The organism is Microbacterium paulum (assembly GCF_015707995.1).
GTDB classification, from domain to species: Bacteria; Actinomycetota; Actinomycetes; order Actinomycetales; family Microbacteriaceae; genus Microbacterium; species Microbacterium paulum.
The window spans coordinates 61944-77030 of sequence record NZ_JAAGRY010000002.1 but is presented as its reverse complement, the minus strand read 5'-3'; the positions used below and the strand labels follow the sequence as shown (position 1 = coordinate 77030).

At 66.1% G+C, this 15087-nt stretch carries 13 protein-coding genes and 1 pseudogene; 6 read left to right on the top strand and 8 right to left on the bottom strand.

The window, feature by feature from the left end; genetic code table 11:
* Positions 1-82: 82 nt before the first annotated feature.
* On the bottom strand, positions 83-1090 hold the full coding sequence (locus G3N18_RS00985) for a zinc-binding alcohol dehydrogenase family protein (RefSeq protein WP_196382454.1): 1008 nt from the start codon (positions 1088-1090) through the stop codon (positions 83-85).
* 71 nt (positions 1091-1161) lie between these two features.
* Between G3N18_RS00985 and G3N18_RS00980 the strand changes: the two genes are divergently transcribed.
* Positions 1162-1512, top strand: a complete 351-nt coding sequence (locus tag G3N18_RS00980) for a winged helix-turn-helix transcriptional regulator (RefSeq protein ID WP_206692837.1) — start codon at positions 1162-1164, stop codon at positions 1510-1512.
* 30 nt (positions 1513-1542) lie between these two features.
* On the opposite strand, the gene G3N18_RS15950 is transcribed toward G3N18_RS00980, so the two are convergent.
* Together G3N18_RS15950 and G3N18_RS15945 are read right to left on the bottom strand one after the other, a co-directional pair.
* Positions 1543-2259: a hypothetical protein gene (locus G3N18_RS15950; protein WP_230403722.1), complete on the bottom strand. Its 717-nt coding sequence runs from the start codon at positions 2257-2259 to the stop codon at positions 1543-1545.
* 97 nt (positions 2260-2356) lie between these two features.
* Positions 2357-2686, bottom strand: a pseudogene (locus G3N18_RS15945) (DNA cytosine methyltransferase); the annotation flags it as partial.
* A 340-nt stretch (positions 2687-3026) separates the two neighbouring features.
* Between G3N18_RS15945 and G3N18_RS00970 the strand changes: the two are divergent.
* Positions 3027-3185, top strand: coding sequence for a hypothetical protein (locus tag G3N18_RS00970; RefSeq protein ID WP_196382453.1), 159 nt, complete (start codon positions 3027-3029; stop codon positions 3183-3185).
* Positions 3186-3493: 308 nt separating this feature from the next.
* Here G3N18_RS00970 and G3N18_RS00965 read toward each other — a convergent pair whose 3' ends face one another.
* Positions 3494-5992, bottom strand: a complete 2499-nt coding sequence (locus tag G3N18_RS00965) for a helicase C-terminal domain-containing protein (protein ID WP_196382452.1) — start codon at positions 5990-5992, stop codon at positions 3494-3496.
* Between the two features lie 105 nt (positions 5993-6097).
* Between G3N18_RS00965 and G3N18_RS00960 the strand changes: the two genes are divergently transcribed.
* A complete protein-coding gene (locus G3N18_RS00960) occupies positions 6098-6307 on the top strand; it encodes a hypothetical protein (protein ID WP_108871777.1) in 210 nt (69 codons plus the stop codon).
* Positions 6308-6692: 385 nt separating this feature from the next.
* Here G3N18_RS00960 and G3N18_RS00955 read toward each other — a convergent pair whose 3' ends face one another.
* Entirely contained in the window at positions 6693-7877 is a 1185-nt protein-coding gene (locus tag G3N18_RS00955; protein ID WP_196382451.1) for an MFS transporter, read from the bottom strand.
* Between the two features lie 104 nt (positions 7878-7981).
* Between G3N18_RS00955 and G3N18_RS00950 the strand changes: the two genes are divergently transcribed.
* On the top strand, positions 7982-8326 hold the full coding sequence (locus G3N18_RS00950; RefSeq protein WP_055090314.1) for an ArsR/SmtB family transcription factor: 345 nt from the start codon (positions 7982-7984) through the stop codon (positions 8324-8326).
* Positions 8327-8482: 156 nt separating this feature from the next.
* On the opposite strand, the gene G3N18_RS00945 is transcribed toward G3N18_RS00950, so the two are convergent.
* On the bottom strand, positions 8483-8881 hold the full coding sequence (locus G3N18_RS00945) for a winged helix-turn-helix transcriptional regulator (protein ID WP_206692836.1): 399 nt from the start codon (positions 8879-8881) through the stop codon (positions 8483-8485).
* 24 nt (positions 8882-8905) lie between these two features.
* Between G3N18_RS00945 and G3N18_RS00940 the strand changes: the two genes are divergently transcribed.
* The gene (locus tag G3N18_RS00940; protein WP_196382449.1) at positions 8906-9325 is read left to right on the top strand and encodes a YybH family protein; all 420 of its coding nucleotides are present in this window, start codon (positions 8906-8908) and stop codon (positions 9323-9325) included.
* A 144-nt stretch (positions 9326-9469) separates the two neighbouring features.
* On the opposite strand, the gene G3N18_RS00935 is transcribed toward G3N18_RS00940, so the two are convergent.
* Both G3N18_RS00935 and G3N18_RS00930 read right to left on the bottom strand, forming a co-directional pair.
* The gene (locus G3N18_RS00935) at positions 9470-10657 is read right to left on the bottom strand and encodes an MFS transporter (RefSeq protein WP_196382448.1); all 1188 of its coding nucleotides are present in this window, start codon (positions 10655-10657) and stop codon (positions 9470-9472) included.
* A gap of 85 nt (positions 10658-10742) precedes the next feature.
* Positions 10743-11312: a TetR/AcrR family transcriptional regulator gene (locus G3N18_RS00930; RefSeq protein ID WP_338038102.1), complete on the bottom strand. Its 570-nt coding sequence runs from the start codon at positions 11310-11312 to the stop codon at positions 10743-10745.
* A 154-nt stretch (positions 11313-11466) separates the two neighbouring features.
* On the opposite strand from G3N18_RS00930, the gene mobF reads away from it, so the two are divergent.
* A complete protein-coding gene (gene mobF / locus G3N18_RS00925; RefSeq protein ID WP_196382446.1) occupies positions 11467-15027 on the top strand; it encodes a MobF family relaxase in 3561 nt (1186 codons plus the stop codon).
* The last annotated feature ends 60 nt before the right edge of the window (positions 15028-15087 follow it).

Sequence of the window (15087 nt, the reverse complement as noted above, 5' to 3'; positions counted from 1 at the left end):
GACGCTACTACCGTGAGGCCGGAACCCTATGGGGACGCAAAAGTACGAGCGTCTTGAACGGCATGATTCTGCGGGCTTGAGTCTACCGCCAGCCGTGGACGACGACCTTGCCGAGGGTACGGCCGCTCTCGACGAGTGCGTGCGCCTCACGCATGGTGTCCGGCGAGATCGGAGCCAAGGTCTGCGTGGTCGTCGCGCTGATGCTTCCCTGGTCGATGAGGTCGGCGACCTGGTTCAGGAGCCGGTGCTGTTCGACCATGTCCGGGGTCTGCTGGAGCGGGCGGGTGAACATCAGTTCCCAGTGCCAGGCGATGCTCTTGCCCTTGAGCGGGAATACGTCGCGCGGGCCGTCGTCGATGGCGACGATATGTCCGAACGGGGCGACGATCTGCGCGTAGGTCTCGATCTGCCCCTCGGAGTGCGCGGTGAACAGCCAGTCCACGCCGTGGGGAGCGATGCCCTGCACCTGGGAGACCAGGTTGCCGCGGTGATCGACTGAGTGCTCCGCGCCGAGGCCGCGCACCCAGGCGGCGCGCTCGGCATCGGAAGCGGTGGCGATCACGGTGACGTTCGGCAGCAGGGCCTCGGCCAACTCGAGCATGACCGATCCGACCCCGCCGGTCGCCCCGATCACCAGGAGTGTGCCGGAGGACTCCTCGGTCAGGCGGAGCCGATCAAACAGCGTTTCCCAGGCGGTTATCGCCGTCAGTGGCAGTGCGGCGGCGTCCGCGAACGAGAGGGTGGCGGGCTTGCGTCCGGTGATGCGCTCGTCCACGACGTGGAGGCGCTGGTTCGTACCCGGCCGGTCGATGCTCCCGGCGGTGAACACCTCGTCGCCGGGCGCAAACAGCGTCACCGCGGAGCCGACCTCGCGCACCGTGCCGGCGGCGTCGAAGCCGAGCACTCTGAACCCGTCGGCGGGTGCGCCCGCGCGGAGTTTCACGTCGACCGGGTTCACCGAGACCGCCTCGACCTCGACCAGCAGATCGTGCGGGCCCAGTTCGGGCACGTCGACCTCGCGGGCGATGAGCGCCTCGGGGTCGGTGGCGGGCAGGTTCTTCTCGTAGCCGATGGCAGTTGTTGTCGTCATGGACCCTATGGTTCCCTGCCGACCCTGGTTACCGTCAAGGGCATCCAGTATCTATCGGATACCATGATGAGATGAGCCAGATCGTTGATGAGTGCGCGCGGAACGACGTCTACGCGGCGATGTGCCCCTGCCGGGACATGCTCGATCTGCTCGCCAACAAGTGGAGTGCCCTCGCGATCGGTGCCCTCGAAGACGGGCCGCAGCGGAACGGGCAACTCAAACGGAAACTGGACGGCATCAGCCCCAAGGTGCTGTCGCAGACCCTCAAGCGCCTCGAAGACCACGGCCTGCTCACCCGCACCGTGTACCCCGAGGTTCCTGCCCGTGTCGAGTACGAACTCACCGACCTCGGCCACAGCGCTGCAGCCCCGCTGAAGCACCTACGCGACTGGGTGGAACACAACGTCGGAACCGATCAATAGCGTCGCTACACCGAGTTGAGTACTCCGTTCTCATCGTGGCTCAGTGCCTGCCTGTAGCGCGTCAAGCGCGACGACTGCTTGGAGGGGTAGGACGCCGTTGCCCAGGGCTGTGTTCTGCTGGGCCGCGGTCATACCGTGCTCAGGGTCGGTGACCCAGCCCGCGGGGAGGCCCATGAGCCATTCCACGAACTCGGGCGCTGGGCGAGGGCCTTTCTCCTCGTTCAGGATCGCGGGGGCAGGGGCTACTCGTTCGGTGATGTGCTCCCATCGGGCGATGGCCTCGGCGTATCGCCCCCAGCAGTGAATCGGCGTATCGCCCCCAGCAGTGAAGATGTCCTCGACCAGGGCGAACAGGGTCTCCGACTCGTTCCAGCTGGCGGGCGAGCCATGCGGCCCGTGCAGGGCGAGGTCGATCACCTGGTGGCTCAGGGCGATCGTGCCCCGGCGTGCCCGTACCTGGTCCAGGGTCTCGCCGCCGCGTGAGGAGTCCGAGGCCAAAGGTGTCCGGAACAGCGTCCTCGCGGTAGGCGGTGATGAAGACACGGAACCGGTGATGCGGTGCGCCGGCCAGTGACGCCGGTAGGCCGATCCACCTTGCACTTCGCCGGAGGTCGGCCAGATCCCCGAGAACGGCTCCGTGCGCCCGAAGAGGTCGCGCTGGCTCGTCTCCCAGCAGCCACGGGTCGGGTTCCAAGTTGCGAACGGCGGTTGCACGCTCGTCGGTTGCATCGTCTCGGTTGCGTGCATCGGGGGTTGCTCCTTCCAGGGGCGAGCGGATTGCGGGTGCGGAGAGCAGGCCGCGGACGTTCTCGATGACGACGAGCTCGGGTTGCAGCGCGTCGATCGCGGCCGCCATGTGCGACCAGAGCCCGGAGCGGGTGCCGGGTGCGAGGCCGGCGCCCTTGCCGACGGTCGAGACGTCCTGACAGGGGAACCCGCCGATCAGCACATCGACCGGCGGCACCGTCGCCCAGTCGATCGCGGAGATGTCTCCGAGGTTCGGGATGCCCGGCCAGTGGTGGGTGAAGGCGCGGATGGAGGGGTTGTTGATCTCGGAGAACCAGATCGTCTCCCCGCCGGTGGCGTACTCGACGGCAAGGTCCAGGCCGCCGTACCCGGAGAACAGCGACCCGACCCGGAGAGGGCGGCCGCGCTGGGAATGATCGTCGCGCATGAGGGCTCCGCAGGCTTCGTGAACCCCGGACCTCGACGCGACCGAACGGGCGCCGACTCTCCGGGCTGAACACTTGCCAGGTGCACCACCAGACGACCGGCGCGTATCGAACTACCGCGACCCCCGAAACGCCTTCGGCCGACTGCCTCCTCGAACCCTCGGCAGCGCGCTACTCGACCTCCTCCGCGACCAGTCGCTCTCGCCGCCCAACGAGCCGCCACACGTCTTTCAAGCGAGGCTCGCCGCGTCAACTTGAGTTGACAACCGGGTTCAAGTGTCGTCATCAGCGCACCTGATCGGCGTGAGCGCATCCCGGATGGGAGGGGCCAGGGGCTGGCCCGTGAAGGTGCTGTCACTGGATCGCGCTGAGCGCTCCGCGATCGTGCACGAGTTTCGTCGCTACCAGGGCCATCTAGCGCGTATCGATGACGATCTGCATGCCTCCCATGTGCTGTCCGTCAGTGTGCCGCACAGTGAGGTCGCCGTCGATGCGGCGTGAGTCGAAGACGGTGATGGGGATCGCGCTGCTGGCCGAGAGATGGATGCACAGATCGATCAGCGGGCTTTAGTCAGCGGGTCTCCTCGAACGGGTCCACGACCGTATGCACGCCGTGCGCGGGGCAGGAGAACGCGATGCGCAGGCCCGTGCCCTGCCCGCGTCGAACGGCTCTGGCGCGCAATCGGCTCCGCACTCTGCGCAGGTGCGGTAGCCCTCGGCCCTTGGGGCAAGACTTTCGAATGGGTCTGAGTTCATGCGGTTGCATCTCCTAGCCCCGCTGGTCTCGCGAGGATGAACTGGCAGGGCACTCAGTATCGTCCCTCTACCGAGAATCGACGCTTGAACTCGGCGGCGGTCAACCCATGATCGTTCAAAAGGCTGGCGACACGAGCGGGATCACGGAAGGCATCATTCGAAGCCAGCCCTGTAGCGAAGGACGCCAGCGCCTTCTTCAGGCGAGCAAGCCGCTCCGTGGTAATAACCCGGCAGCCCGACGGTATCGCAGCGCGTGAATCGAACCTCTCCTCCGGGTGGATAAGCACAGGAACCGATTGGCTACTCGGATACTGTTCACGGAACCAATCCATCGCTTGGGAAAGTTGCCCGGCCCACTTCTTGTAGACCGGGTGCCCGGCGTCCGCGTCACTCTTCGCCTCAATGACACAGAAACTCCCGTCGCTGAGCGCCCACAAGTTGTCGGGTCCGGGCTTGGGAAGTTGCTCGGGTCTCTGCCCTACGTGTCCGATATGTTCCGCAAGATCTCGCACCGCCTGCTCAAACTGGTCCGTCCGAGGCCCCCAATCTAGGTCTTGCGCTAGGGCGTTGAAACCGAGGAGCAGATCGTTACCGGACTCGTACCTCGCTTGCAGCCAAGATGAAGCCTGCTCAGCCTGCGGGCGGCTGGCCGCTTTCAATCTCTCGTACTGCACACCTGCGAGAGGTCGAAGTAGTCGCATGTTCGCGCGATTAGCCGTCTTTTGAATCTGTTGTGCTTGCGATGGATCGAAGAAGTTGATGTAAGTCGCGAGTCGCTGTTGCTGGAGTGCTTGTGTAGCGTCGTCATCCGTGATGCTATTAACGACTGACTGCTGTTCTCGTGCCGCGGACACATAGTCGCCACGCATGGCTTCACTAAATGCGAGTCGCTCAGCTTTAGCGGTTTCAACGACCATCGAAGCGTCGTAACGGACCTGCGCCAGAGCGCCCTTGCTGTAAGCGATCCAGTCCCTATCGCGTTCGAGGCACTGATTCATGATGTCATGTAGATCGTCAAGGGTCTCGGCTTCGACCTCGCTCGCAACTTCCGCCGCGAGGTCCAGTTGCACTCTGGTCGCGGGAGAGAAGAAGCCTCGTGCTTCGGGCGCATTCAGGCGTTCGGCCAGCCGAGCCCCAAGGAGGAGAACCACGGCATGGTCTTCGTTTGACCGAGTAGCCCGACCCATACCCTGCTCCAGGCGTTGAATCTGCCGACCAAGGAGATTTGCTGATCCGGTTAGTCGCGCCTGCGCTATCCGTTCGGGCCCGTCGAGTGCTTCGGGGAGTCCATCAATGACTAGGACGTGGCACGCGTCGCCGGGTAGGTCAATGCCGTCGTAGCGGTTGACGAGGACTACGAGTCCCAGTTGGGGGTTCTGGTGTACTTTCTCGATGCCCTCGTGGATGTTGTTACGGTCGAGAACGAGGGCAGCGTCGTCCCGCCACCAGTCGGCACGTGCATGGCTCGGAACGATGACAACAACGTTTTGCTCTTCTGCCAGATCTAGGACAAGCTCACGCACTTCGTTATCTGTCGCTCTCGGCACGAGTTGCTGGGGCACAAGGATCATCCGATCCCCTATATCGCCCGCGCTTGAAGGGAAAATGGGTCGTGCGACCGACTCTGGGGCGGCGCCGAAGTGCCGGACAAGCACTGAGTCGTCAGCAAGAGTGGCGGTGAGGTACACGCGTCGCTGCGCCTGGGAGAACCCGAGAAGCGCTTCGGTTGGGTGACAAGGAGGGTATATCTCGAAGGCGTCGCTTGTAATAACGCCAGTACAGAGCGGGAGGCTGTCAACAACAAGGGGCCAACCCCACTTCAGAGCGCCGGTCGAAAGCGGGTGCAGGATGGACAAGACTTGATCTTGTTTCGCTTGCCAGGCCCAGAATGGAACCTCCTGAATCGCACTACGGTGACGAGATTCCAAGTCCAAATATCCGCTAGGAGACTGAACCTTTAAATCGGCAGCAAAAAGGTCCAGCAGCTCGTCGTATGCGGACGACTCAGCATCGACCCGGAGCCGGAACACATGATCTGCCTGCGCGATGCAGGCGTGAGCGTCATCAATGATCACTCCTGCGAGTCCGTGCGACGGAGGCTTGGACACGCTGCCGCCGACCCCGAAGACTGACAAGCCATTGAAGAGTTTGGCGAACGTCCCGACGAGGACGGCGCGTCCCTGCTGATACTCGGGCGATTTGGGGTCGTTCGTGGTGGTGATCCCCGCTCGTTGTGCCTCGTTAGTGACCTGGGCCGTGAGGAAGTCATCAGGCACGAGGTAAGCAACCGGTCGGATTCCCTCGTTAAGCCAACTACGAGCCAGCAGGAGCCCGACCAGCGTTTTGCCGCCCCCTGTATTCATCTTGATCACGAGGTCCCGTTCGTCGCGACGCTCGTGCCAAGCGGCCAGCACCTGATCTTGCGGCCCTCTCAGATAGTCCAGTCCGGAGACTTTCTCAGGGAGAGCGTTGAATAGATCACGGGGGTCGGTAATCGTATTGGCCGGAGCCGAGGCCCCCTGGCCCAGTCGCTTGAAGTTGACCTTGGCCATCGCATCCTCGCTTCGTGTTGACCTCATCCACGGTGCCCTCATTCTCTCCTATGCAGCCAGGGCTCGGCCAACCGCGCAGGTCATCGGGCCGCGCGCTGGGGTGGCATGCTGCTGGTCGCGGGATTCGGGGTGCTCACACTCGGGATCGCAACCTTGGCCTATCTGATCTTCCGCCGGCCCCGTACCGACTCGCTCACGCTCCGTCTGCTGTTCGGTACGGTGATCGCGGTGACCGGTCTGCTGCTGGATGCGGTGGTGTACGGCGCAACTGCGAGCCGGTATCCGGTGCTGCCCGGACCGCAACAGGGGCGGTAGCGTTCTTCCTTGTCCTCGCCTACGGGCTGCTCCTGCTCGCGCCACACGTCTGCCGTGCACAGGACGCTCAGTGTTCAAGCCCGACTGCGTGAAGCCGACAACGTACGGCCGGACGAAGCGCGGCCCTCATAGGTGGCGGGCGGAATCTCGCGCTGGGCATGGTCGCGTCATGCACCACTTCGGGTGCTCACCTGCTCGGTATGACGGTCTCGATGCGAGTGATGAGCGCCGGCGACGGCTACCAGTACCTGCTACGCACCGTCGCCGCGGGCGACGGCGACCGTTCCCTGTCGACTCCGCTGACGAAGTATTACACGGAGGAGGGCACGCCGTAGTCCCCCAAAAGTAGCCGCATCCTGATCTTCTTGGTTGAGCAGTGCCGACCTTATCCGGCAGTGGACTGTTGGTGGAGCGGGGTCGAGTTCTTGATACGAGGGGCGGCGACCAGCCATGCCGCCGCGAGTGCGATCGCGCCGACGATCGGGATCGCGGATGCGCCGAGGTGATCGAGGGTGAGCCCACCGATGGCTCCGGCGACGGCGGTGCCGAGGTAGAGGCCCGAGATGTTGAGCGAGACCGCGGTCATGGCCGCGTCGGGTGCCGCGGCGATGGTGCTCGCTTGCATGGGCGGGTTGAGCGCCCACGCGAAGACCGACCAGATGCCGACGGTGATCCCGAACACCCACACGGGGGCGCCCGTGACGATGACAAGGACAGCGACCAGCGAGAGGGCAAGGGCGTGCCCGCCGAGAATCGCGAGGCGTGCCCGGCGCGGACCGAAGCGGTCGGTGAGGCGGCCGCCCAGGAGCGCGGAGACGACGCCGACGAGCCCGACGGTCAGCAGCAGGATCGGCATCGCGGTATCAGTGCCGAGCGTGTGCAGGGTGATTGGGCCGAGGTAGGTGTAGAACATCAGCCCGCCCGTTCCGCACAGGAAGATCGCGGCGACCATGCGCAGCACGCCGGGGTTGCGCAGCGGCGCAAGACGCTCGCCGAGAGTGCCGGGCTTCGCTCCGGGCAGGCGGGGCATCGTCGTCAGCGCGATGATCGCGGCCAGGGCGGCGACGATCGCGATGAGCACGAACGTAGCGCGCCAGCCCCACGCGCCGGCGAGCCAGGTACCCACCGGCACGCCGGTGAACAGGGCGACCGTGAGCCCTGCGGTGACCACGGACAGGTAGGTGCCCTGATTGCCCTCGGGCGCGCCCTCGGCCGCGGCAGCGAACGCGGTGGTCGAGACCGCTGCAGCCGATAAGCCCGCGACGATCCGCAGGATGAAGAGCGTGGTCAGGTCGGGTGCGATCGCGCAGCCGAGGTTCGCCAGCACGAACACGCTCAGCCCGCCGAACAGGACGAGCCGGCGCGGGTAGCGATCCAACCAGACCGCGAGCACCGGAGCGCCCAGGGCGAACGCGAAGGCAAAGCCGGTCACGAGCTGGCCGGCCGCGCCGGGGGTGACGTCGAGGTCGGCGGCGACGGTGTTGAGCACGCCGGCGATCACGAACTCGTCGGTGCCGAGCGAGAGCGTGGCGATGAACAGGGCGGTAAGCCACAGGGAACTGCGGGGCATGGGCACCTCCGGTCGAGTCGAAGCATGGTGATGTTCTATGTTTCACGAACATCGAACACGTTAGCAGGTCGTTCGATAGGCGACGAACAAGGTAGGATCGAGGCATGCCCCCGACCGACCATGCGGACACCAAGCACCCGGCCACCGCGGACCTCTCGCTCACGCGAGTGCTCTCCGCGCTGTCCGATCCGCTACGCCTCGGCATCGTCCGCCTGCTCTCCGACGGGCAAGAGCGGCAGTGGGGCGAACTGGATGCCCCCGTGTCGAAGTCGACGCTGAGCCACCACATGAAAACGCTGCGCAGCGCGGGCATCACCCGCACCCGCGACGAGGGCACCCGCTGCTACGTCCATCTGCGCGCCGACGACCTCGAAGAACGCTTCCCCGGACTCCTGGCATCCGTCCTGAGTTCGGCGGACGAGGACGCCGCACCCGTCGGGCTCAAGTAGTCCGACCCGCTCGACCAAGTGGCATAAGCGACACAGCGCTACATGGAGACGAGAACCCCGTAGTCCTGCAAAAGTAAGTGCGTCTTGATCGGCTGCGTCTTGCGGTTCTCAGCCTATCCGGGAGAGGTCCGAAGCAGGCCTGGTGCTCCAATCGCGCTACTCGTCCTCGGTGCCGTCATGTGCTTTGAGTGCCAGACCGGTGCGGTAGAGCTCGATCAGCAGCGGGCGGAGTTCCCGACCGCGTTCGGTGATCCGGTACTCAGTTCGTCGCGGGAACCCGCTGGCGATTTGCCGTTCCACGAGCCCGGCGGAGACGAGTTCACGCAGGCGCTCGGTCAGCACCTTGTCGCTCAGCTGCGGCAGTGACGCGGCAAGCTCCGTGTAGGAGTAGCCGTCGCCCGGCAGGAGGTTGCGCAGCACGAGCGTCGTCCACCGACCCGAGATCGCCGCCAGCGACACCTCGACCGGGCAGTCGATCGAAGGAACGTCAGTGCGTCCGCTCAGGGTCGGTACGAGCTCTACATCCCACCGGGGACTTACTGCTTGGTGAGCCACGAGACCTCCTGCTTCGCTGGAACTATGACCGACAATATTCTCCCATCCGGTAGTGACGTTCCTCTGGCCACCAGCCCGGAGCAGCAGCCGCATGTGTTCGCGACCGCATTCAACACCGGTGACCCTGACGCGATTGAGCGCGTCTACGAACAGGCCGGCGTTTTCATCAGCATCCCCGGTAACCCCTCCACCGGAGCCGACCGCCGCGAGGCCAACGCCCGCATGGCCTCTCTCGGGGTTCCGATCGAGGTCAAGCCCCGTCACGTCTACGTCGCCGACGACATCGCCCTGCTGATCGTGGATTGGACGATCGCCGGCACCACTCCGGACGGTGAAGAAGTCAACATCCAAGGCACCGCTACTGACGTGGCGCGACGCGGCGATGACGGCACCTGGCGCTACATCATCGACAATCCCTTCGGGACGGCGACGCAAGCACCGTAGTCGGTGAGAGCGTGATGTCGCGTTCTCCGGTCGCTACCTTCTGATCAGGACGCCGTTGGTATGCGAAAGTAGCTACGTCTGTTTGATGGTCCAGGGGATCGACGGGTCTGCCGATTGGAGATGTGATTCGAGCAGATCAGCAGATCAGACACAATCTACTGTTTCAGTTGCGTGGGGTGGTCGAAGAGGTTGTCTTCTGCCTCGTGCTTGTGTTGCCAGGGTGAGTGTGGCGAGGATGGCGAAGGCTGCTCCGATCCACATGGCTGCGGAGGGATCGTCACCGGCTCGGCCGATGGCGATCGCGCCGATCGCTGATCCCAGGGCGACGCCCATGGTGATGAGGGAGGTGTGCACCGTGCTGACCATGTTCCCGGTTCCTCCGATTTCGGCGACGCGGGCGACCATCGCGGGGTTCATCGGCACTCCGGCGACGCCCACGATGAGCACCATGGCCAGCACGAGCGGCTGTGCGTTGCTGAAGGCTCCGAGGAGCGAGAGTGAGACGAATAGCAGTGTGTGTCCGATGCGCAGGATGCCGATGGCGTGCTGGTCGGCGAATTTGCCGACGATGAGGTTGCCGATGAAGGACACGATTCCGTAGGCGAGCAGGATCAGGGTCGTCGTGTTCGTCGCGAAGCCGGCGTTCTGTTCCAGCAGCGGGGTGAAGTAGGAGAAGCCGGCAAAGGCTGCGCCGATGGTCAGCAGGCTGACCAGGTATCTGGACCAGAGTTTCGGTGAGCGCAGCTTGCGCAGGTCCTGTGCGGCGGCTTCCTGGGTGGCGGCTTCGCGGGCGGGCAGGGTGAGCAGGCTGATGAGGAACACGGCGAAGGCCGCGATGCCTAGGATGTAGAAGCTGGACTGCCAGCCCCAGCGGGCCGCGAGGAAGTGCGACAGCGGCAGGCCGATGACGGTTCCGACCATGATGCCGCCGAGCACGATGGACACTGCTTCGCCGATCTTCTCCGGACTTGGGGCCAGTCGGGCGCTATAGGACACGGCGATGCCATAGGCGGCGCCGGAGAGGCATCCGGTCAGGACGCGAAGCAGTGCCAGCCACCAGAACTCGTGGATCAGCGGGACCAGGACCTCCAGCGCGGCATAGGTTCCGATGACGATCAACAGTGAGCCTTTGGGTGGGCGATGCCGCAGGAGGTAGACCAGCAGCGGGCCTCCGAGCGCCATGCCGAGCGCGTATAAAGTGACCACCGTCCCGACCTGGCCGGTCGAGACGCCCAGGTCTGCGGCGATCTGCGGCATCATCCCCGCGGTTTGGAACTCGCTCATGATCACCACCATGATCGTGAGCATCAGTACGTACAGGTATTTCTTCACTGACCGGTCTCCAATCTGGATTCTCTAGTACAAAATAAGGGTGCAGGTGAGCCCGACAGCTCACGGAGTTCTCAGTAGTGGCGTATCAAGGTGTCAGGGCACTGAGGCCGAGTGCGACGATCCGCCGCAGTTCCTCGGGTGCGGAGCCGGCCTGTGCCATGACGCGAATCCCTGAGATCAGGGTGACGACCAGCAGTGCGGTGTCCCGAGGGTCCAGGTCCGGCCGGAGGCTGCCGTCGAGCTTGCCGGCCCTGACGGCGTGCTCCAGCATCGCGAGCTGGCGTCCCAGTGCACGGTCGAGGATGCGGGCGACGCGCGGGTCCTGACTGCCGCGGTCCGGCGTCATGCGTGTCGTCACGACCATGCACCCGGCCGCGTGCCCCTCAGTGGACGCCTCGTGCTCCTCGGCGATCATGAGATTCAGAACGCCGCTCACGCGTGCGAAGCCATCCAGTTCGGCATCGGCGAGCACCGCCTCCTGGCTCTCACCAGTGACCTCGACATAGCGCTCCAGCGCTCGAACGAACAGCTCATCCTTGGAGTCGAAGGCGTTGTACAGGCTGCTCCGCCGCACCCCGGCCGCCGCGCACAACTGCTCAGTCGACGTGTCCGCGAATCCACGCACCCTGAACTGCGCGGCCGCGGCATCCAGCACTGTCGCCTCGTCAAACGTTCGTGGTCTACCCATGTCCGCGATGCTAGCAGTTGATGGACTATAGAGTACAAAACAAACACAGGCCGCGACCGACGCAGCATCGACTGGTGCAGCCGTTGGAATGGGCTGCCCGCATGACGCGCACCTGGCTCGTATGACAGTTTCGATGCGGGTGATGAGCGCCGGGGACGGCTACAAGTACCTCCTGCGCTCAGTCGCCGCGGCCGATGGTGACCGCTCGCTGTCCACGCCTCTGACGCGCTACTACGCCGAGGCGGGAACGCCCCCCGGGTTTTGGATGGGGACGGGCCTGCCGTCCCTCGGCAGCGGTGAGCTGGCCGAGGGCGGCCGAGTCACCGAGGCGCAGCTCCAGCTCCTGGTCGGGATGGGCCGCGACCCCATCACAGGCGAGCCATTGGGTGAAGCGTATCGGCAGTACGCGAGCGTGCAGGACCGCGTCGATCGTCGGGTCGCCGACCTCGACCCGGAGCTGGGGCCGGTGTCTCGTGCGGAGCAGGTCGCGGCCATCGAGGCGGAGGAAGCCGAGCGCGGCACCCGCCGCGCGGTCGCGGGGTATGACCTGACGTTCTCGGTGCCGAAGTCGCTGTCGGCCTGGTGGGGCGTTGCGGATGCGGGCACGCAATCGCTGATTGCGGACGCGCACCATCAGGCGGTCGCGGAGGTGATCGCGTTCCTCGAACGCGAGGTCGCGACCACGCGCGTCGGTGCCGCCGGACCGGAGGGCGCGGTCGCGCATGTCGATGTCGCCGGCGTCCTCGCCACCGCGTTCGACCACTACGACTCACGCCGTGGCGATCCGCAGCTGCACACCCACGTCGTGGTCAGCAACAAAGTGCTCACCGTGCAGGACCAGAAGTGGCGGACCCTCGCCGGTCGCCCGGTGCACGCCTCGGTCGTCGCCCTGTCCGAGCTGTACAACGCCACCCTCGCCGACCGGATCACGGGCATGTTCGGGATCGAGTGGGAGGCCAGGGAACGGGGCCGGGATCGCAACCCGGCATGGGAGCTCGCCCCGGTACCGGACGAGCTGATCTCGGAGTTCTCCTCCCGGTCTCGGCAGATCGAGGAGGAGAAGACCCGCCTGATCGACGCCTACCGGGCCAACCACGGCCGTGAACCGTCGACGAAGACGATCCTGAAGCTCCGCGCCCAAGCGACCCTCGCGACCCGACCCGAGAAGCAGGTCCAGTCGCTCGCTACCCTCACCGCCAACTGGCGCCACCGCGCAGGCGAGGTCCTCGGCGAGGACGCGACCGCCTGGGCGCGCACCCTCACCGGCGGGGAACAGGCAGCGCTGTTGCGGGCCGACGACGTGCCCGTGGACACCATCACCGACCTCGGCCAGTCCGTCGTCGCGGCGGTGGGTGAGAAGCGGTCGACGTGGCGGCGCTGGAACCTCCGCTCCGAAGCGAGCCGGCAGCTCATGGGGGTGCGGTTCGCGACCGCTGCCGACAGGGAGGCGATTACCGGGATGGTGACCGACGCCGCCGAACAGGCGTCGCTGCGGTTGACGCCGCCGGAGCTGGCATCGAGCCCGATCGTGTTCCGCCGCCCCGACGGATCAAGCCGCTTCCGCCACCCCAGCGCCGTCCTGTACTCCACCGAGGAACTGCTGGCCGCGGAAGACCGGCTCCTCGACCGCTCGCACGCGACGACCGGGCCGACCGTGGAACTGGCCACCGTCGAGAAGATCACCAGCAGGCCCGACTCGGAAGGGCGCCGGCTCGGCCCCGATCAGGCCGATGCCCTGCAGCGGATCGCGGTGTCGGGCCGGGTCGTGGACGTGCTCGTCGGGCCCGCAGGTGCGGGGAAGACGACGGCGATGAGCGCGTTGAAACGGGCGTGGGAGAAGCAACACGGCGCCGGCAGCGTGGTCGGTTTGGCGCCGTCGGAGAACGCGGCGCAGGTGCTCGGCGAGGAACTGGGCATCGAGACGGAGAACACGGCCCGCTGGTGGCAGATGCACCTCCTCCACGGGACCACGTTCGACAAGGACCAGCTCGTGATCCTCGACGAGGCATCCCTGGCCGGCACCGGCTCCCTCGATCGCATCACCGGCCTCGCCGAACAAGCTGGCGCGAAAGTCCTGCTCGTGGGTGACTGGTCGCAGCTCCAGGCCGTGGATGCGGGCGGGGCGTTCGGGATGCTCGTCCACGACCGCGACGACGCCCCCGAACTGGTCGACGTACACCGGTTCACCCATCAATGGGAGAAGGCCAACTCGCTGGCCCTGCGGCACGGCCGTACCCCGGCGATCGACACGCTCATCAAGCACGACCGGGTGCGCGGCGGTGACCAGGAGGCGATGATCGATGCCGCCTACACCGCCTGGCGACACGACGTCCAGGCGGGGCGGGCGTCGATCCTCGTCGCCGAAACCCGCGAGAGCGTCACCCAGCTCAACGAGCGTGCCCGCGCCGACCTCATCCTCGACGGCACCATCACCCCCAGCCGAGAAGTCACCTTGCACGACGGCACCCAGGCATCCAAGGGTGACCGGGTCATCACAAGGGAGAACGACCGGCGCCTGCGGTCGAAGAACGGCAAGAACTGGGTGCGCAACGGCGACCGCTGGACCATCACCGACATCTCCAGCGACGGGTCGATCACCGTCCGCCCCGCCGGGCGACGCTTCGGCGGATCGCTCGTGCTCCCCGCCGCCTATGTCGCCGAACAGGTCGAACTCGGGTATGCGATCACCGGGCACCGCGCCCAAGGGATCACTGTCGATACCGCGCACGCGGTCGTGACGGCCACGACCACGCGGGAGAACTTCTACGTCGCGATGACCCGCGGCCGGCACGGGAACTACGCCTACGTCGCCACCGACACCACAGACGACGCGCATGTCGCCCCGCACCCCTCCGACAACCCCGACGCCACCGCCCGATCCGTCCTGTACGGGGTGCTCCAGCACGTCGGCGCCGAGCTGTCCGCACACGAGACCATCACCGCCGAACACGAACGCTGGGGGTCCATCGCCCAGTTGGCGGCGGAGTACGAGACCATCGCCCAAGCCGCCCAGCACGACCGCTGGGCCACCCTCCTGGAAACCTCCGGTCTGACCGAGGGGCAGGTCGATGTGGTGCTCGGCTCGGACGCCTACGGTGCCCTGTCCGCGGAGTTGCGCCGCGCCGAGGCGAATCATCACGACCTCGACGCCCTGTTTCCGCGGCTGGTGGCGGCGCGCGGCTTTACCGATGCCGACGACCTCGCCTCGGTCCTGCATCACCGCCTCGCCCGCGCCACCGCCCGCCCCGCCGGGTCCGGGCGCGCCCGCCGGTCGCCGCGGCTGATCGCAGGGCTCATCCCGTATGCCTCGGGCGTGACCGACCCTGAGATGCACCACGCCCTCGCTGAACGCGAAGAGCTGATCGAACACCGCGCAGCGGCGGTCCTCGGCCGCGACCGGGATCAGGGGAAGCCGTGGACGGCCGCGCTGGGCAAGCCGCCCGCGGACGCACGGACGGCGCAGCGGTGGCGGCAGGCCGGCCGGGTTGTCGCCGCGTACCGCGACCGGTACCAGATCACCGATGACACCCCGCTTGGCCGCGATGCGGGATCGGATGCGCAGAAGCTCGACGCCGCCCGCGCGACTGCCGCGCTCACGCGGGCGCAGCAGCTCAGCCGTCAGACCCGGGACTCCGAACAGCCGGACCTCACGGTGGAGGCCCGGCAGGGCCGCACTCTTTGAAAGCGAGAAGGAGGGGTGTTGAAAGCGAGAAGGAGGGGTGCAGGTCTCTGGAGTTCTTGT

Excerpts from the sequence above, each read along its gene's own strand:
- G3N18_RS00985 (WP_196382454.1), bottom strand. The coding sequence starts at position 1,090 with ATGACGACAACAACTGCCATCGGCTACGAGAAGAACCTGCCCGCCACC.
- mobF (WP_196382446.1), top strand. The coding sequence starts at position 11,467 with ATGACAGTTTCGATGCGGGTGATGAGCGCCGGGGACGGCTACAAGTAC.
- G3N18_RS00940 (WP_196382449.1), top strand. The coding sequence starts at position 8,906 with ATGACCGACAATATTCTCCCATCCGGTAGTGACGTTCCTCTGGCCACC.
- G3N18_RS00965 (WP_196382452.1), bottom strand. The coding sequence starts at position 5,992 with ATGGCCAAGGTCAACTTCAAGCGACTGGGCCAGGGGGCCTCGGCTCCG.
- G3N18_RS15950 (WP_230403722.1), bottom strand. The coding sequence starts at position 2,259 with ATGCACGCAACCGAGACGATGCAACCGACGAGCGTGCAACCGCCGTTC.
- G3N18_RS00960 (WP_108871777.1), top strand. The coding sequence starts at position 6,098 with ATGCTGCTGGTCGCGGGATTCGGGGTGCTCACACTCGGGATCGCAACC.
- G3N18_RS00950 (WP_055090314.1), top strand. The coding sequence starts at position 7,982 with ATGCCCCCGACCGACCATGCGGACACCAAGCACCCGGCCACCGCGGAC.
- G3N18_RS00955 (WP_196382451.1), bottom strand. The coding sequence starts at position 7,877 with ATGCCCCGCAGTTCCCTGTGGCTTACCGCCCTGTTCATCGCCACGCTC.
- G3N18_RS00980 (WP_206692837.1), top strand. The coding sequence starts at position 1,162 with ATGAGCCAGATCGTTGATGAGTGCGCGCGGAACGACGTCTACGCGGCG.